The sequence below is a fragment of the Candidatus Thiodiazotropha sp. AKAK2 genome (assembly GCF_058244685.1).
This window is the reverse complement of the sequence record NZ_JBSYOP010000039.1, coordinates 17,050-33,374: the sequence shown is the minus strand read 5'-3', so window position 1 is coordinate 33,374 and position 16,325 is coordinate 17,050. Positions and strand designations below refer to the sequence as shown.

Annotated in this window: 15 protein-coding genes; 4 read left to right on the top strand and 11 right to left on the bottom strand. The window is 54.7% G+C overall.

The features are described from left to right. Window positions 1–13: 13 nt before the first annotated feature. The 9 genes from hflC to AC4IE8_RS21380 all read right to left on the bottom strand — a co-directional run bounded on the left by hflC (window position 14) and on the right by AC4IE8_RS21380 (window position 10,477). Window positions 14–880, bottom strand: coding sequence for a protease modulator HflC (hflC, locus tag AC4IE8_RS21420; protein WP_068994137.1), 867 nt, complete (start codon window positions 878–880; stop codon window positions 14–16). After that, a complete protein-coding gene (gene hflK / locus AC4IE8_RS21415) occupies window positions 880–2,037 on the bottom strand; it encodes an FtsH protease activity modulator HflK (RefSeq protein ID WP_068994140.1) in 1,158 nt (385 codons plus the stop codon). Before hflK ends, hflC begins: the two co-directional genes overlap by 1 nt. A 298-nt stretch (window positions 2,038–2,335) precedes the next feature. Beyond that, window positions 2,336–3,616, bottom strand: coding sequence for a ribosome rescue GTPase HflX (gene hflX, locus AC4IE8_RS21410; RefSeq protein WP_068994143.1), 1,281 nt, complete (start codon window positions 3,614–3,616; stop codon window positions 2,336–2,338). A 95-nt stretch (window positions 3,617–3,711) separates the two neighbouring features. Further along, window positions 3,712–3,978 (bottom strand): RNA chaperone Hfq, encoded by a 267-nt coding sequence (gene hfq, locus AC4IE8_RS21405; protein WP_068994146.1) that lies wholly within the window; start codon window positions 3,976–3,978, stop codon window positions 3,712–3,714. Between the two features lie 154 nt (window positions 3,979–4,132). Next, window positions 4,133–5,104: a tRNA (adenosine(37)-N6)-dimethylallyltransferase MiaA gene (miaA, locus tag AC4IE8_RS21400; protein ID WP_068994150.1), complete on the bottom strand. Its 972-nt coding sequence runs from the start codon at window positions 5,102–5,104 to the stop codon at window positions 4,133–4,135. Between the two features lies 1 nt (window position 5,105). Next, window positions 5,106–6,908 carry a DNA mismatch repair endonuclease MutL gene (mutL, locus tag AC4IE8_RS21395; RefSeq protein ID WP_490792009.1) on the bottom strand — a complete coding sequence of 601 codons (1,803 nt, stop codon included), beginning with the start codon at window positions 6,906–6,908 and terminating at the stop codon, window positions 5,106–5,108. Between the two features lie 170 nt (window positions 6,909–7,078). Next, complete coding sequence (locus tag AC4IE8_RS21390; protein ID WP_490792008.1) at window positions 7,079–8,380, bottom strand: N-acetylmuramoyl-L-alanine amidase; 1,302 nt, start codon at window positions 8,378–8,380, stop codon at window positions 7,079–7,081. A 122-nt stretch (window positions 8,381–8,502) separates the two neighbouring features. Continuing rightward, a complete protein-coding gene (tsaE, locus tag AC4IE8_RS21385) occupies window positions 8,503–8,973 on the bottom strand; it encodes a tRNA (adenosine(37)-N6)-threonylcarbamoyltransferase complex ATPase subunit type 1 TsaE (RefSeq protein WP_068994155.1) in 471 nt (156 codons plus the stop codon). Continuing rightward, window positions 8,966–10,477, bottom strand: coding sequence for an NAD(P)H-hydrate dehydratase (locus AC4IE8_RS21380; RefSeq protein ID WP_490792007.1), 1,512 nt, complete (start codon window positions 10,475–10,477; stop codon window positions 8,966–8,968). The genes tsaE and AC4IE8_RS21380 overlap by 8 nt, the downstream gene beginning before the upstream one ends. A 121-nt stretch (window positions 10,478–10,598) precedes the next feature. On the opposite strand from AC4IE8_RS21380, the gene queG reads away from it, so the two are divergent. Next, window positions 10,599–11,681 carry a tRNA epoxyqueuosine(34) reductase QueG gene (gene queG, locus AC4IE8_RS21375; protein ID WP_068994162.1) on the top strand — a complete coding sequence of 361 codons (1,083 nt, stop codon included), beginning with the start codon at window positions 10,599–10,601 and terminating at the stop codon, window positions 11,679–11,681. Here the strand turns inward: queG and AC4IE8_RS21370 are convergent. Together AC4IE8_RS21370 and orn are read right to left on the bottom strand one after the other, a co-directional pair. Then, window positions 11,663–12,769, bottom strand: coding sequence for a VanZ family protein (locus tag AC4IE8_RS21370; protein ID WP_490792006.1), 1,107 nt, complete (start codon window positions 12,767–12,769; stop codon window positions 11,663–11,665). The two genes, queG and AC4IE8_RS21370, sit on opposite strands and share 19 nt — an antisense overlap. Window positions 12,770–12,787: 18 nt before the next feature. Beyond that, window positions 12,788–13,336, bottom strand: coding sequence for an oligoribonuclease (gene orn / locus AC4IE8_RS21365; protein ID WP_068994168.1), 549 nt, complete (start codon window positions 13,334–13,336; stop codon window positions 12,788–12,790). 311 nt (window positions 13,337–13,647) lie between these two features. Between orn and AC4IE8_RS21360 the strand changes: the two genes are divergently transcribed. From AC4IE8_RS21360 to rsgA, 3 genes are all read left to right on the top strand, one after another. Beyond that, window positions 13,648–14,895, top strand: coding sequence for a M48 family metallopeptidase (locus AC4IE8_RS21360; RefSeq protein WP_068994173.1), 1,248 nt, complete (start codon window positions 13,648–13,650; stop codon window positions 14,893–14,895). 13 nt (window positions 14,896–14,908) lie between these two features. Continuing rightward, a complete protein-coding gene (locus tag AC4IE8_RS21355) occupies window positions 14,909–15,196 on the top strand; it encodes a c-type cytochrome (protein WP_490792005.1) in 288 nt (95 codons plus the stop codon). Window positions 15,197–15,286: 90 nt separating this feature from the next. Beyond that, window positions 15,287–16,282 (top strand): small ribosomal subunit biogenesis GTPase RsgA, encoded by a 996-nt coding sequence (gene rsgA / locus AC4IE8_RS21350; protein WP_068994183.1) that lies wholly within the window; start codon window positions 15,287–15,289, stop codon window positions 16,280–16,282. Window positions 16,283–16,325: the final 43 nt, after the last annotated feature.

Genomic DNA, 16,325 nt, shown 5'->3' with positions numbered 1-16,325 from the left:
AGTGAGGATTAAGCTACTGACCAGTGCTGTTTTTCAGATAGCGGAAAAAGTCTGAATCCGGTTGCAGCACCATTACATCGGAAGAGTCCTGGAAGCTGTTTTTATAGGCATTCAGGCTTCGATAGAAGGCGTAGAACTCACTGTTCTGGCGATAGGCGTTGGCATAGGTTTCGGCAGCCTTGCCGTCACCCTCACCACGCATTATCTCAGCTTCCTTGTAGGCATCAGCGACGATGACGATATACTCGCGGTCCGCATTGGCGCGGATTCGTTCAGCAGCCTCGGCACCTTTCGCACGCAGGTCTCTGGCGACACGCTCACGCTCTGCCCGCATACGCTGATAGACCGATTCACTGACCTCTGGTGGCAGATCGATCTGCTTGACCCGCACATCGAGGATTTCAACCCCCAGTTCTGCGGCCATCGAATCGGCATCCCTGGTCAGCTTTGCCATGATCTCGGCACGCTCACCGGAAATTACATCCTGCACGGTGCGTTTACCGAACTCATCACGCAGACTGGTATTGATCCGTTCCTGGAGCAGTCGAGCTGTCTTGTCCAGACTGCCGCCTGTGGAGCGGTAGTACTGGGCCACATTGGCGATGCGCCATTTGGCGAAATAGTCGACGATGACGTCCTTTTTCTCCGCGGTCAGGAAACGCTCAGGACGGGAGTCCATGGTCTGAATCCGGGCATCGAAGGTCTCGACATTGTTGACGATCGGCCACATCAGGTGCAGACCAGGCTTGTAGTCGGTTGCGACGATTTCACCCAGACGCAGTTTCAGGGCAACTTCCCACTGATTGACGATGAAAGTCGCCGAATAGAAAAACACCGCGGCAACCGCAACAATAGGGATTATCAGTTTCGATATTTTCATCAACGTACCCCCCTGGTGCGGTCCACATTGCGGAACTTGGTTGTTTCAACCGGTGCACGGGAAGACTCGGTCTTGCTTGAAGCCGTACCTCTACCGACACTACCCTGCTCAACACCTTGAATCAGCTTGTCCAAAGGTAAGTACATCAGGCTGTTTCCTCCCCCTTCAGCCGTATCGAGCATGACTTTGCTGGTCTGACCCAGCATCGATTCGATTGCTTCGAGATAGATTCGCGCCCGAGTGACCTTGGGCTCCCTCTCATACTCTTTGAGTATTGCCAGGAAACGACTGGCGTCACCCTCCGCTTCTGCTATCACCCGATCCTTGTAGGCGCTGGCATCCGCAAGTCTTCGAGCTGCCTCACCTCGCGCTCTGGGTACCACTTCATTAGCGTAGGCCTCAGCCTGGTTCTCAAGCTTCTCTTTATCCTCACGGGCTTTGATGGCATCGTCGAAGGCGCTTTTCACCTGCTCAGGCGGCTTTGCCGGTTGCATGTTCACACTGGTGATCGTCAAACCGGCCTTGTAGTCATCGATCAAGCCCTGGGCACCGGTTTTAATCCGGTCGGCAATCGCGCCACGCCCCTGGGTGAGAATGAAATCCAGGTCACTTTTACCGATGATTTCACGAACCGCGGTTTCCGTGGCATCGCGCATGGTTTTGTCCGGATCGCGATCCTGGAAGAGATAGTCGGCCGCGTCCTGAATACGCGACTGAATGGTGAACTCCACGTCGACGATATTCTCATCCCGGGTCAGCATCTGCGCCTTGTGTCGGAACGAGGTGATCTGATCCACGTTGACGGGAATCACCCGCTCGATCGGGAAAGGTATATGCCAGTGGGGTCCCGGCGGGGTTGTTTCATGGTAAGCGCCAAAGCGTAACACCACACCACGCTCAGGGGCGTCGATGATGTAGATACCACTGGCCAGCCAGACCAGCAGGGCTATGCCGACTAGGAAACCAATGGATTTCGATCCAGGTCCGGATCCACCACCGATCGAGCCATCACCGCGAGAGGGCTTGCCTCCTCCGAAGATGCCTCCAAACTTGTCCTGTAGTTTCTTTACTACCTCATCAAGGTCCGGCGGTCCTTGATCGCCACCCTTGCCACTCCAAGGATCTTTACCGTTTCCACCCGGTTCATTCCAGGCCATTGATCACTCCAAACTTGGTTATTGATTGTTAACAGCATTTGTCAGCTGCCCGAATCTGTATATATGGGGGCATACTGACACGATTCAATCTTCGATTCCTGACTGCCCACTAGGGAGACGTCTACAGCATATCCTGCAGCCGCACATTCTAACAGCAGGTTTCAGGATACGATACCATCGGTTTCGCGTACAGACTAACCCGAATCTGTTGATACCCTAACAAGTGAAACTGCGCCGGCAATGAGGGACAACGGCACAATCTCTCCTGTTTTCAAACTAAAACGGGATTCGCTGGTAGTCAGACTAAACAGCTCTCGAGTGCAGGTTCCTCTTTGAGTAAACGTCGAAACTCCCTCTCAGACATATCGATATCCATCTCCCAACCTCCCTCATCGGTGGAGGACTCATTGATCACAGCACCACGTTCAAATAAAAGTGCATGCAATCTGCCATTTTCCGGGTTCAATCTGAGCTTCTGCCTAACATGGTTTTTACGGTAGTACTCCGCCAATGCCTGCAGCAGAAGATCGCAGCCTTCACCGGTCTGTGCCGAGAGCCAGATCCTGGTGATCATGCCGTTTTCATCCCGGTCGATTCTGGGTTTGACGTCCTCCAGCAGATCGATCTTATTGAACACTTCAATCTGATGGACCTTGTCGGCCCCGATTTGTTGCAAAACCTCATTCACTTCAGTGATACAGGTGGCACGTTGATGACTGGCCGCATCGATCACGTGCAGCAGCAGTGAGGCATCGGTGGTCTCTTTCAGCGTCGATTTGAATGCGGCCACCAGATCATGGGGCAGATGGCTGATGAAGCCTACCGTATCGGCCAATACAACCGGCCCTTCCCTATCCAGTTCAAGTCTTCTCAAGGTGGGATCCAGGGTCGCAAAGAGCTGATCCGCCGCATACACATCCGATCCAACCATGCGGTTGAAGAGGGTTGATTTACCGGCATTGGTATAGCCAACCAGGGAGACGGTTGGGATGTCGGCACGCTCCCGCCCGCGTCGACCCTGCTCACGTTGGGAATTGACACGGGTAAGACGTTTTTTGATCTGGCTGATACGCTGATTCAGCAATCGTCTGTCAGTCTCCAACTGGGTTTCGCCCGGCCCTCTCAGTCCGATACCACCCTTCTGTCTCTCCAGATGGGTCCATCCTCTGACCAGTCGGGTCGACAGATGTTGCAGTTGAGCCAGCTCAACCTGCAGCTTACCCTCAAATGAACGGGCACGCTGAGAAAAGATATCAAGAATCAACCCGGTTCTGTCGACCACCCGGCAGCCGAATGCGCGCTCAAGATTTCGCTCCTGACTGGGGGAAAGCGCGTGATCGAAGATCACCAGATCGGCACTTTCCGAGGAGACGATATGACCGATCTCCTCGGCCTTGCCCCGACCGACAAAATATTTCGGATCGGGTTGGCGGCGACTGCCGGAGACAAAGGCTACCCGCTCCGCACCGGCAGAGCGGGCAAGATCCTGGAATTCCGCGATTTCATCGGGATCACTGATCCCATTCAGATCCAGGTGAACCAATACAGCGCGTTCACCCGACTTAGGACGTTCAAACATGTTGGAAACAGTATGGGGATATAAGAGTACAGGCGTTTAAAATGGGCGCATCCATGTCATGGTACGCCCTTTAAAGCAGAAAGATATTAACAATTTCAAAAATTACCACTGCCGGCGGACCCCTCCTCTTCGGATTGGCCGTTAGCGTGCTGGATGCGTACATTTCTGGCTGGCACCACAGTGGAGATAGCGTGCTTGTATACCATCTGACTGACACTGTTCTTTAACAGCACCACGAATTGATCAAATGACTCGATTTGTCCCTGAAGCTTAATACCATTCACTAGAAATATTGAGACAGGTACCCTTTCCTTTCTCAATGCATTTAAAAAAGGGTCTTGTAAACTTTGCCCTTTAGACATGGAAATTCTCCTTATTGTGTTTGTAGTTTTAAACGAAAAACAAGCGCGAAAAAATGGTAGTAAATATCTACTTCACAAGCGAAAGTGTAGCATACTGTGTTTTTATCCAACTATTCAAAATATCAATACCTCAAATTTATTAAAAATCAAATACTCAGCCAGGTCCTGTCAACTCAGGAAACTTATCTGAAATCAGCACCAGAGCCTGCTCCACAATGTCACTGCCGTCATACAGCCAGTGGCATTCCTGCTCAGCCCGCAACCAGGTAAACTGTCGCTTCGCCAGCTGGCGAGTGGCGATGATACCTTTTTCCACCATCTCATTCCTGCTGATCTCACCAAGCAGGTAGTGCAGCATCTGTCGATAACCCACAGCCCGCATCGATGGCATGGCCGGTGTCAGATTGCCCCGGCTCAACAACGCTCGGACCTCTTGCTCAAAGCCGTTCGCCAGCATCTGTTCAAAACGCTGTGCAATTCTGGCATGCAGTACCGCCCGCTCTTTGGGCGCACGAACCAGCTTCAATACCCGGTATGGCAATATGTGACCTTTGTCAGACTGTTGAAGTTCACTCATGGCCCTTCCGCTCAGTTCAATCACTTCCAGGGCCCGTAGTATGCGTTGTGTATCATTGGTATGAATCTTCGCCGCAGCTTCCGGATCCAGGCGCTCCAACCGCTGATGCAGTGCCACCAGGCCGAGCTGAGCCATCTCCCCTTGCAGACGCTTTCGCACCACCGGATCGGCTGCCGGCAGGTCTGAGAGCCCCTGGCTCAGGGCCTTGAAGTAGAGCATGGTGCCGCCGACCAGCAGCGGCACCTTACCCGCCGCATGGATTTCCCCCATCGCATCCAGGGCATCCTGTCTGAAAGCGGCGGCGGAGTAGCTCTCCGAGGGGTCGATCATGTCGATCAGTCGATGGGGGGCGAGATCAAGCGTCTGCCGATCCGGTTTTGCAGTGCCCACATCCATCCCCCGATAGACCAGAGCGGAGTCCACACTGATGATCTCCAACGGCAACCGGCGCACCAGCTCGACCGCCAGCGCGGTCTTACCTGAGGCGGTGGGTCCCATCAGAAAAATCGCCGCAGGCAACTGCTCCTGAGTCAGTGGGGATTGGGTCATCTCAACGGCCGCGCAGAAACAGACGATCGAGCTCACTGATAGTGAGTTCGGTCCAGGTGGGTCGACCATGATTGCACTGATCCGCCCTTTCAGTGCGCTCCATATCTCTCAGCAGGGCGTTCATCTCATCCAGTTCCAAACGGCGGTTGGCACGCACAGACCCATGACAGGCAACCGTGGCCAGAACCTGATCGATCTCCTCTTTCACGCGTTGACTGCTGCCGTGCTCAATCAGATCCGAGAGGATATCCCGCAACATCTTTTCCGGATCCGCCCCCCGCAATAGTGAGGGGATGGAGCGGATCGCCAGGGACTCCCGTCCGGAGCGACTGACTTCAAAACCCATTCGCTGCAGCAGATCAGAGGCATCCTCCGCCAGATCGGCCTCCCTGACGCTGACTGAGACTGAGATCGGCACCAGTAGCGGTTGATGGCTGATGCCCTCTCCATGGTAGCGCTGTTTCAATCGTTCATAGGTGATCCGCTCATGGGCGGCGTGCATATCCACCAGAATCAGACCGCTCTGATTTTGCGCCAGGATGTAGACCCCATGCAGTTGCGCCAGTGCATAACCCAGTGGGGGAACCTGTTGCGGCTGACGCTCAGTGACCGCCTCATCAGGATCTGCAGCGATCGGTTGCTGAGCAGAAAAACCCGCCTGATAGGCAGTCGGCCGCTCGGCTACACGCCAGTCGAGCCCCTGCTGCCTGGGCGGGGTGTATGGGTGCTCAACCGCCCCTTGAACTGTCACCGGGGGTTGCAGGTTCACTGCCTCATGTTGTCCGCTTTCAGTCGACGCTTGGGGCCGGGTATCAGCCAACAGACGATGCAGTCCGCGAAAGATGAAGTCGTGCACCGAGCGTGAATCCCGAAATCGCACCTCGTGTTTGGTCGGATGGACATTCACATCCACTTTATGGGGGTCGAGGCTGAAAAACAGCACATAAGCGGGATGACGACCATGGTAGAGCACATCCTGAAAGCCCTGGCGAACCGCATGGGTTACCAGCTTGTCACGGATCATCCGTTGATTGACGTAGAAATACTGCATATCCGCCTGGGCGCGGGAGAAACCGGGTCTGGCAACCCAACCGGAAAGCGAGAAATCCCCCGCCTGCTCCTGGATTGGCAGCGCCTGTTCGAGAAACTGCGCCCCAAGCAATTCCAACAGACGTTTCTCCTGCTGCTGCCGATTGTCACAGGGTGGCAGTGAAAAGATCGCCCGGCGGTTATGTTGGAGGGTGAACCCCACATCGAAACGGGCCAGGGCCAGACGTTGAACCAGGGCCTGAATATGGCCGAACTCGGTCTTTTCGGTACGCAGGAACTTTCGCCTTGCCGGGGTGTTATAAAACAGATCCCGAACCTCAACGCTGGTCCCCTGGGGGTGTGCAGCCGGTTTATGCTGCAGCGTCTTGTCCGTGCCGTCACCGCTGACCTCCCAAGCCTGCTCAGCGTCCTGATGTCTGGAGGTCAAGCGCAGACGGGAGACCGAGCTGATGCTCGGTAACGCCTCACCACGAAACCCCATGCTCTGCAGCACCTCAAGATCCTCAAACTGCGTAACCTTACTGGTCGCATGGCGCGACAGGGCCAGGTTCAGCTCCTGCTGGGGTATCCCCACCCCATCGTCCCGTACCCGCAGACGCTTGATGCCACCCTGCTCAATCTCGATCTCGATATGACGTGCGCCGGCATCCAGGCTGTTCTCCACCAACTCCTTGATCACGGATGCTGGTCGTTCGACGACCTCGCCGGCGGCGATTTGATTGATCAGTTGAGGTGGAAGCGTGCGAATGGGCATAGTCAGGCCCCAGAGGTTACAGAAACCCAGCACCATAATGGCTCAGAGTCCCGACTTCAAGATCCATTATCGGGTCAAGGGACTTTGGCAGCAGAGCCCGGCCGCTGTCATGGGCTGCCAAGGGAGATCAGATGAGCTTTGATGGGCACAACAGCCAGGCCGAGAATGGATCAACTGCCCGGTGGAATCTGCAATACCTGTCCGATACGGATGGTGTCGTTTTTCAGATCATTGACGTGGCGTAGCCGTTTGACACTGATCTGGTAGCGATTGGCGATCGCAATCAGGGTGTCACCGGATGAGATCACGTGTTTACGCGTTCTCTGATTGGCCGCCAGCCAGGAACCCGGTGGAGGCTGATACTTGAAGTAGTCACGGATCCCCTTCATCAGCGCCCTGGCCACTTTGGTCTGGTGTTTGGGATCGCGCAGCCGGCGCTCCTCATCCGGATTGGAGATGAACGCCGTTTCCACCAGCATGGAAGGGATGTCGGGCGATTTCAGCACCACAAAACCGGCTTGCTGTACACGGCGCTTATGGGTCTTGCCCAGGGTCTTGAGTTCGGAAAATACCCGACTGGCCGCTTCTGAACTGGCTTGCAGGGTACCAATCTGGGAAAGATCGAGCAGCACCGATGCGAGCATGTCGTCCTTATCCTCCAGGGAGACACCTCCCACCAGGTCAGCACTGTTTTCCCGCTCCGCCAGCCAACGGGCCGCTTCATTCGAGGCGCCACTGCGGGAGAGTGTATAGACAGAGGACCCTCTGACTTTCGGGTCACGGAAGGCATCGGCATGAATTGAGACAAACAGGTCCGCCTGATGGGCTCTGGCCTTTGCAATACGTTTTCTCAGCCCTAGATAGTAGTCCCCGTCCCTGATCAGGACGGCGCGCATGCCTTTTTGCTGATTCAGCATCTTCACCAGTTTGCGGCCGATCGCCAGTACCACATCTTTCTCATAGGTACCTTTGCGCCCGCGGGCTCCGGGATCTTCACCACCATGACCGGGATCCACCGCAATCACCACATCCCGATGACCGGCTGTGTTTGTCTTTTTCGCTGTCTTGACCGGAGCATTACGTTGTTTGATTCCGGTTTTGCCATCATACAGATCGACTACCAGCCGATGGCCATACTCCCGGTTGGGGCGTAGCGAGAAACTTTTGGGTTTGACCGCGCTGTTGAGATCGAACACCACCCGCACATCGTGGTCGTTGCGTTTCGCAGTACGCATACCGCGGATGATCTTGTTCTCTTTGGTGGGGTCAGGCAGGTGCTTGGTGAGGGAGGTGTTTTTCAGATCGAGGACCAGGCGATCCGGACCCTGCAGAGTGAATATCTTGTGATTTACCTTGCCATTGGCATCGAACACCAGACGCACATGATCCGGTGCAGACCATATCCTGAGACCGGTTATCTCAGACTGCTTTGCTTGTAGCGGTAGTGCGCTGATCAGCATGATCAGCAGCATAGCGAGCCTAATCCTCATTGCCCCATGACCCGTAACACTGAAAATACAACATAAAAAATAGCATGCAAAAGGTTTTTTTTCCAGATTATTCTGTTAGATAGCTAAATTTCCTACGATCCAAATTAACCATCCACCAGATCACTTTGTATTTTCTGAATAATTTCAGATCCCCGATCACTGCCCCCTTCGATGGTAATCAGCCGTGACAGGCCATCATGTTCGATCTTCACCAGCAGATCGGCAGCCGGGAGCCCCCCCTGCCCTCTCTCTGGCCATTCGATCAACATCACTGCATCATCCGTCAACAGATCCTGAATGCCGAGATAGGCCAGCTCTTCGGCATCAGCGAGTCGATACAGATCGAAATGATAACAGGAAATGCTCCCCAGTTCGTAGGGTTCCAGCAGTGTGTAGGTAGGACTTTTAACCCGTCCCTGATAGCCGACTCCTCGCAGGAACCCCCGTGTCAGGGTGGTTTTCCCCGCACCGAGATCGCCCACCAGGTAGACAATGCAGGGCGCTCGACAGTTCATTGCCAGACGGCGACCGAGAGCCTCCTGCTCCGCTTCACCAGTGACCCTCAGTTCAATCATCCACAAGCTCCGAATTCAGTGTCTCTCGCAGGGCATTGATCAAATCGCCTGCCAGCATGCCGATTTCACCTTGTCCGGCGGCCTTGTCGCCGGCGGCCGCATGGAGACAGACACCCAGCTCCGCCGCATCCCGAAGCGCATGACCCTGGGCCAGAAAAGCACCGATCACCCCACTCAATACATCCCCCGATCCGCCACTTGCCATACCCGGGTTACCGTCACTGCAGAGGGCCAAGGGTTGGCTCCCGCTGCTGCCGACCAGGGTTCCGGCCCCTTTCAATACAACCACCCCGCCATAGCGTTGCTGCAGGGCCTCGCACGCCGCAAACCGATCATTTTGCACTTGCCGGGTGTCCCAACCCAACAGACGGGCCGCTTCTCCGGGATGGGGGGTCAGCACCCGATTGTTGTGCTGATCCGGCTGCCTGGCCAGCCAATAGAGCGCATCGGCATCCAGCAACAGGGGCAGTTCGGTTTTTATCACCTGATGGTAGACCCGCTCACCCCAAGGGGTCCTACCCAGCCCAGGACCGAGTACTACAGCACTGGCCTGCTGTAGCAAGGGCGTCAGATCCGTATCAGCATCAACACCACGGCACATCAGTTCAGGGCGACCAAGGTTACTCCACGGGGCATGCTGAGGATGGGTTGCCAGGGTAACCAGCCCCGCGCCACTCCTGGCGCCACCCTCGGCTGCCATGCGTATCGCACCGCCATAACCCTGATCCCCACCAACCACCAGCAGATGGCCATGGCTGCCCTTGTGCGAGGAGCGCTCTCTGCGGCTGACCGACGCAGAGACCTTCGACCAATCCATGCGACGACAGGCGAGTAGCTGGCGAGCGTAGATTTGTGCCGGTATTTCCAAGGCATCGAAGGCTACTTCACCACAGTAGTCCGGTCCGTTGCCGGTGAACATACCCTGCTTCAGACCGATGAAACTGATCGTTGCAGCCGCTTTCACCGCACCCCCCATCACCCGGCCGCTGTCCGAATTGAGGCCTGAAGGGATATCCAGGGCGAAGACCGGTGCCTGATGCTGATTGATCTGCTCCACCACCGCCTTCCAATCCCCTCTGAGATCCCGCTCCAGCCCGGTACCCAGGATGGCATCCACAATCAGGCCAGGTTTACCTGGAAGCCCCTGAAAAGGTTCAAGCTGCTGCCCCAAAGCCATCCAGGCCTTCGCTTTCAGCAATGCATCCCCTTTGATCTTCTCGGCATCACCAAGCTGCAGCACCCGCACACGCAATCCCGCCTGCAGCGCCAGCCTGGCCAGCACATAACCGTCCCCACCGTTGTTGCCCAGCCCGCAGACCACCAGAATCTCTCTCACCTCAGGCCATTTATGGCGCAGCAGATCGAAGGCTCTGATACCTGCCCGCTCCATCAGGGTCTCTCCCGGGATTTCAAACTCATCAATGGCGATACGATCGAATTGACGAACCTGATCAGCCCGGTAGAGGGCGTAGGGCAAACTGTCGGTAAATGGCATCACTCGCATAGATCCATTGTCCTCTGATTTGATCGGCAACGATACCGCGAACCCCCTGGTGACTCAAAATAATCGATCCCACAACGGGCAGCAGTTGTATCGTGATGACACTGGGCTATAGTGCAGCAGCATGAGCGAGACACTGAACGCTGACGAACTACTTAAGCTGAGCCTGCAAATCAAACAGTGGGGTGAGGAACTGGGCTTTGATGCCGTCGGCATTACCGATACCGATCTCAGCGAAGCAGAGCGCCGATTGCAGCAGTGGCTGACATCGGATTGTCACGGTGAGATGGACTACATGGCCAGGCACGGCAGCAAACGGAGTCGTCCCGTAGAGCTTGAACCCGGAACCGTGAGGGTGATTTCTGTGCGCATGGACTACCTGCCGGAGCCCATGCAGGATCTGCAACAGGTACTGGATGATCCGCAGAAAGCCTTTATCTCCCGTTATGCACTCGGCCGGGATTACCACAAACTCCTGCGAAACCGTCTGAAGAAGCTGCAGCAGAAGATCCAGCAGTCAATACCGGACAGCAGCAACCGGCTGTATGTGGATTCCGCGCCGGTGCTGGAAAAACCACTGGCGGAAAAAGCCGGATTGGGCTGGATCGGCAAACATACCAATCTGCTCAACAAACGCTCAGGTTCCTGGTTTTTTCTCGGCGAGATTTACACCAGCATTCCCCTGCCGATCGACCGGCCGGCTGAAAACCACTGTGGCCGATGTCAGGCCTGTCTGGAGATCTGTCCAACCCGGGCCATCACTGCCCCATACCAGCTCGATGCGCGACGCTGCATCTCCTATTTGACCATAGAGCTGAATGGCGCCATTCCCGAACCATTCAGGGCCGCCATGGGCAACCGGATCTACGGTTGCGATGACTGCCAGCAAATCTGCCCCTGGAACCGCTTCGCCCAGGTGACCGACGAACAGGACTTTCTCGCGAGACACCATCTCGACAGCAGTGGCCTGCTCTCACTGTTTGATTGGGATGAAACGACTTTTCTACAGAAGACCGAGGGATCCGCCATACGACGGATCGGTTATCAACGCTGGCAGAGAAACCTGGCCGTGGCATTGGGCAATACCCCCCCATCCGATGCCGTTGAAGAGGCACTGTTGGGCCGGTTGGAGCAGGCCACACCACTGGTGAAGGAGCATATACTCTGGGCATTGAGTCGTCAGCGCAATCAACCGGCGACGCTCTGACGGATCTTGAAATAACCTCTGATCAACCACCAGCCCGCAACGATACCGATCAGATCGACCATCACATCACTCAATCGGGGCGCCCGGCCAGGCACATAGTGTTGCAGGATTTCAGTCACTACCGCAGCAATCACCAGCCCCGGCAACAGGATCCAAACCGACTTCTCCTTTTCAGAAAACAGAATCAGACTCAGCAGAAAAAAGCCCAGCAAGTGGCCGAATTTGGATACGTCCCAGCGTTGCGGAAGTACGTCTGCCGGTAACTGATACGGTACTCCCAGCGTATTCAGCACCTGCTTGGTGGTGAACTCGGGAAGATAGAGTGAAAGCCAGTTTTCCACTTCCGATTTCAGCTCGGCCGGCATCAGAATGCCCACTGAAATCGCCACCAGTATGGCCAGCATAAATCCCATTTGGGTTCTCTGGCGATAATGTCTGATCAGCCGTATCAGCCAGATGACTCCAACAGCGGCCCAGACGGCCAGCAGCAGGTTTTTGATCAGGCTGTAGGTGGGTGGTATTGCGGCCGGATAGAGCAGCGGGTCTTTGAACTGAAAGCTGCCTTTTGAGCCAAGCAAGCCGATTGAGAGACAGATACGCTCAAGCGATTGATCAATTTCAATGCCTGTCCGATAGGGCTGCCAGCCGACATCTTCCTTGAGCAACACCAACCGGCTGGTCAACCGGTAGTCCTTTGTCCCATCGGGAAGCTGACCTATCAGCCCTGCCCGGGCCAGGTGCCAGGGTTTGTCTCCGAGCGCCAGATCTTTAGTTGAAGCGCTGATGCCGACCAGTATTCGGTCAGGAAACCGTTCACGATCCCAACATTGGGAGAGCGTGTTGGACTGGGATAGCGCATCGTGGCGGATCTCCACAGTACCATCAGACACCTGCAGCAGATCCTTATCACCACTGATCCGCCAGCCGGCCAGATGATCTGAAAAATCCGGGTTGACCAGCAACTGCTCACCGTCAACCACGTAAGCATCGACCGAGGCAAAAAACAGATAACTCAGGAGCGCCAGTGAGGTGGCGATCAGATAGTGAACCGATATACTTTGAGGGTACTTCCCTGAACCTTCAAGCATGGATAAACCGGAGTCAGACTAGGGTAGCCTGAGAAAGTGGTTGCGATAGAAGTGGAGCTCGGCAATCGAGTCCTTGATGTCGTCCAGAGCCAGATGTTTCCCCTGTTTGGTAAATCCCTCGCTCAATGATGGTGACCAGCGGTTCATCAGCTCTTTCAAAGTACTGACGTCCAGATTGCGGTAGTGGAAGTAGGCTTCCAGGTCAGGCATCGTCCTGGCCATAAAACGCCGGTCCTGACAGATACTGTTGCCACACATGGGTGATGCCCCGGCAGGTACGTACTGTTGCAGAAAGCGGATCGTCTCTGCCTGTGCCTCAACTTCACTGAATTGACTCTGCTTGACCCGATCCAGCAATCCCGAGCCGCCGTGCTGGCGCTGATTCCACTCATCCATGGCATCGAGAACTGTCTGGGGTTGATGGATGGCAATCACCGGCCCTTCAGCAAGAATGTTCAGATTGACATCGGTAACAATGGTTGCAATCTCAATGATTTCGTCTTGCAGGGTATCCAACCCGGTCATTTCCAGGTCGATCCAAATCAGATTGGAGGCATCAACAGGCATCTTGTTATCCTTCTGTTACAGAATCGCTACGCGGCGAAATTCTAACAGGAAGCTGTCTAAGACTGTATGGTAATTCATGCAAAAGATACATACTGTCGAACCTTTGCTTTGCAACTCCTGTCAAAATCACAACCCATTCTCCCAACAAACCGCCGTAACTGTAAGTGAGAGGGAACATTGGAACAGACCGTGAATGAGCAAAACTGGAAACGGATCCCAGTCTGTTGGCTGGCATACCAGGGCTCAACACGACATAATTAGTCGCCGCATCGATCGCGTCCCGTAACCCCAGGAATTTTGATTAACCACTGATGGCACTTTTCACACAACTGTTTTTACTGTTTCTGATTCTCGGCACCATGCTACAGCTATGGTTGCTCTATCGGCATCTGCAGCATGTCACACAACACCGAAGCCAGGTCCCTGATGCCTTCAAGGACCAGGTTCCCCTCGAGGACCACCAGAAAGCGGCCGACTATACCCAGGCAAAGGGTAAGCTTGCCTTTATCGAGGCCCTGATCGGAGTGGCTCTATTGCTCTTCTGGACTCTGGGTGGCGGCCTGGAGCTACTGATTCAGTACTGGAACGGGATGCAATGGGGTCCATTAACCACTGGGATTGTGTTTATATTCTCTTTTTTCTTTCTCGGCTCTCTGCTCGACCTGCCCTTCGATCTCTATCGGACCTTTCGCTTGGAAGCCCTGTTCGGATTCAACCGCAACACTCCGCAGCAATATATCAAGGACCGTCTGATCGGACTGCTGCTGTCAATGCTGCTCGGTTTACCGCTGTTGTGGGTGATACTGAAATTAATGGCCAGTGCCGGTCAATACTGGTGGCTTGCCGCATGGCTGGTATGGCTCAGCTTCACCTTGACCATCTCCTGGGCCTATCCCCGCTTCATCGCACCGCTGTTCAATAAATTCACCCCACTGTCGGAAGGGGAGATGCGTGAGCGCATTGGTAAGCTGCTGCAACGTTGCGGATTCACCAGCGACGGTATCTTTGTCATGGACGGCTCCAAACGTTCTGCCCATGGCAATGCCTATTTCACCGGCTTTGGCAAAACCAAACGCATTGTGTTTTTTGATACCTTGCTGGAGGCCCTGGATGCGGATGAGGTGGAAGCGGTTCTGGCCCACGAACTTGGCCACTTTCACTACAAACATATCCACAAACAGATGCTGCTAATGGCCCTGCTCTCACTTGGCGCCATGGCACTGCTTGGCTGGCTCTCCCAGCAGCTCTGGTTCTATAACGGTTTGGGTATATCTCAACCCTCCAATGCGGCGGCTCTACTGTTGTTTGTCCTGACTATCCCTGTGTTCACCATATTTTTCACACCCCTGGGCAGCTTTCTCTCCCGACGCCACGAATTTGAAGCGGATGACTATGCCGTCAGCCAGAGTAGTGGGGAGTTTCTGATTCAGGCGCTTGTCAAACTCTATCAGGACAATGCAAGCACACTGACACCGGATCCACTCTATTCATTCTTCCATGACAGTCACCCACCGGCACCGGTGCGTATCGCCCACATATCCAAGCAGATTACCCAATAGACGGAGCGAGTAGATGAAACTGATATTGATAGCTGCAACCTCATTGCTGATTCTTGCCACCTCAAACCTGATGGCGGGGGATGCGGAACTGGGTAAGCAGCTGAATGAAGCGCACTGCCTGAAATGTCATGGCAGTGAGCTCTATACCCGACCAAACCGCCGAGTGAAAAGCCTCGATGGTCTGCATAAACAAGTACGTTTTTGCGAACAGAATCTTGGCCTCACCTGGTTCGAAGACCAAATCGAGGGTACCGCAATCTATCTCAACCTGGAATACTACAAATTCGACCTCAAACCTTAGGCTCTGGTGAGACTGTTTCCATCGCTGTACAGATCAAAAGCTTGTGTGACTCAGGTGAGCCCGCGATTTCCAGCTTAGGATTACCGCTGCATGGCTAAACGGCGTCTGACAAACCAACAGAGAAACCGTATCAAGGCCATTCAGGAAAAACGCCGTCAACGTCTGGATCAACGGGCAAACCAGGCCCTTTGCAGTGCTGCCGAACAATCTGAACAAGAGGGTGTGGTGATCATTCGCCATGGCGCGACGCTGGGCATCGACGACGGTTCGGGCAGGATCTACCGCTGTCAGACCCGTCAGAACATTGGCCATCCCGTCTGCGGTGACCGGGTCATCTGGCAACAGGTGGATGAACACAGCGGGGTAGTCACCGCACTGCAGCCTCGTGAGAGTGTACTCAGCCGTCCGGACTATAGCGGTCGACACAAACCCCTGGCCGCCAATATCAGTCAACTGGTGATCGTACTGGCACCCAAACCAGAACCCAGTGGCTATCTACTCGATCAATACCTGGTTACTGCGGAAACCATCAGGATCCCACCGCTGATTGCGATCAATAAGATCGATCTGCTGACCGAGGAGACAGAATCAGCTTTCATCGACCAGTTTGAGACCTATTCGAGGATCGGATATCCGATCATCAACATCAGTGCAAAGCGTGAGCATGGACTGGATACATTGATTGACCATTTGAAGGATGAAACCAGTATTCTGCTGGGACAGTCGGGGGTGGGAAAATCCTCACTCATCAATGCCCTGCTCCCGGAACACGACATTGAAACCGGGATACTCTCAGAAGCCACCGGACTGGGCCGCCATACCACTTCAGCGGCAACCTGCTACCACCTGCCGCAGGGGGGCAAACTGATCGACTCTCCCGGTGTCCGCAGTTTCCGGCTAACCAATCTCAGTCGTGAGGAGCTGGAGCAGGGTTTTGCCGAATTCCGCCCCTATATCGGGCAGTGCCGCTTTCACAACTGCACCCATGGCCATGAACCGGATTGTGCCATCCAGGGTGCGGTGGAACAGGGTGAGATAACCCGGCTCCGACTGGAGAATTTTCTCCGCTTGAGCAAGGCATCATAGGCCATTCATTGTTTGGCTCGGATCTGTCTACTTAGGATGGATT

What these genes read in the sequence shown, in the direction of transcription:
- hflC (WP_068994137.1), bottom strand. Translation starts at nt 880, where the DNA reads ATGAAAATATCGAAACTGATAATCCCTATTGTTGCGGTTGCCGCGGTG.
- hflK (WP_068994140.1), bottom strand. Translation starts at nt 2,037, where the DNA reads ATGGCCTGGAATGAACCGGGTGGAAACGGTAAAGATCCTTGGAGTGGC.
- hflX (WP_068994143.1), bottom strand. Translation starts at nt 3,616, where the DNA reads ATGTTTGAACGTCCTAAGTCGGGTGAACGCGCTGTATTGGTTCACCTG.
- hfq (WP_068994146.1), bottom strand. Translation starts at nt 3,978, where the DNA reads ATGTCTAAAGGGCAAAGTTTACAAGACCCTTTTTTAAATGCATTGAGA.
- miaA (WP_068994150.1), bottom strand. Translation starts at nt 5,104, where the DNA reads ATGACCCAATCCCCACTGACTCAGGAGCAGTTGCCTGCGGCGATTTTT.
- mutL (WP_490792009.1), bottom strand. Translation starts at nt 6,908, where the DNA reads ATGCCCATTCGCACGCTTCCACCTCAACTGATCAATCAAATCGCCGCC.
- AC4IE8_RS21390 (WP_490792008.1), bottom strand. Translation starts at nt 8,380, where the DNA reads ATGCTGCTGATCATGCTGATCAGCGCACTACCGCTACAAGCAAAGCAG.
- tsaE (WP_068994155.1), bottom strand. Translation starts at nt 8,973, where the DNA reads ATGATTGAACTGAGGGTCACTGGTGAAGCGGAGCAGGAGGCTCTCGGT.
- AC4IE8_RS21380 (WP_490792007.1), bottom strand. Translation starts at nt 10,477, where the DNA reads ATGCGAGTGATGCCATTTACCGACAGTTTGCCCTACGCCCTCTACCGG.
- queG (WP_068994162.1), top strand. Translation starts at nt 10,599, where the DNA reads ATGAGCGAGACACTGAACGCTGACGAACTACTTAAGCTGAGCCTGCAA.
- AC4IE8_RS21370 (WP_490792006.1), bottom strand. Translation starts at nt 12,769, where the DNA reads ATGCTTGAAGGTTCAGGGAAGTACCCTCAAAGTATATCGGTTCACTAT.
- orn (WP_068994168.1), bottom strand. Translation starts at nt 13,336, where the DNA reads ATGCCTGTTGATGCCTCCAATCTGATTTGGATCGACCTGGAAATGACC.
- AC4IE8_RS21360 (WP_068994173.1), top strand. Translation starts at nt 13,648, where the DNA reads ATGGCACTTTTCACACAACTGTTTTTACTGTTTCTGATTCTCGGCACC.
- AC4IE8_RS21355 (WP_490792005.1), top strand. Translation starts at nt 14,909, where the DNA reads ATGAAACTGATATTGATAGCTGCAACCTCATTGCTGATTCTTGCCACC.
- rsgA (WP_068994183.1), top strand. Translation starts at nt 15,287, where the DNA reads ATGGCTAAACGGCGTCTGACAAACCAACAGAGAAACCGTATCAAGGCC.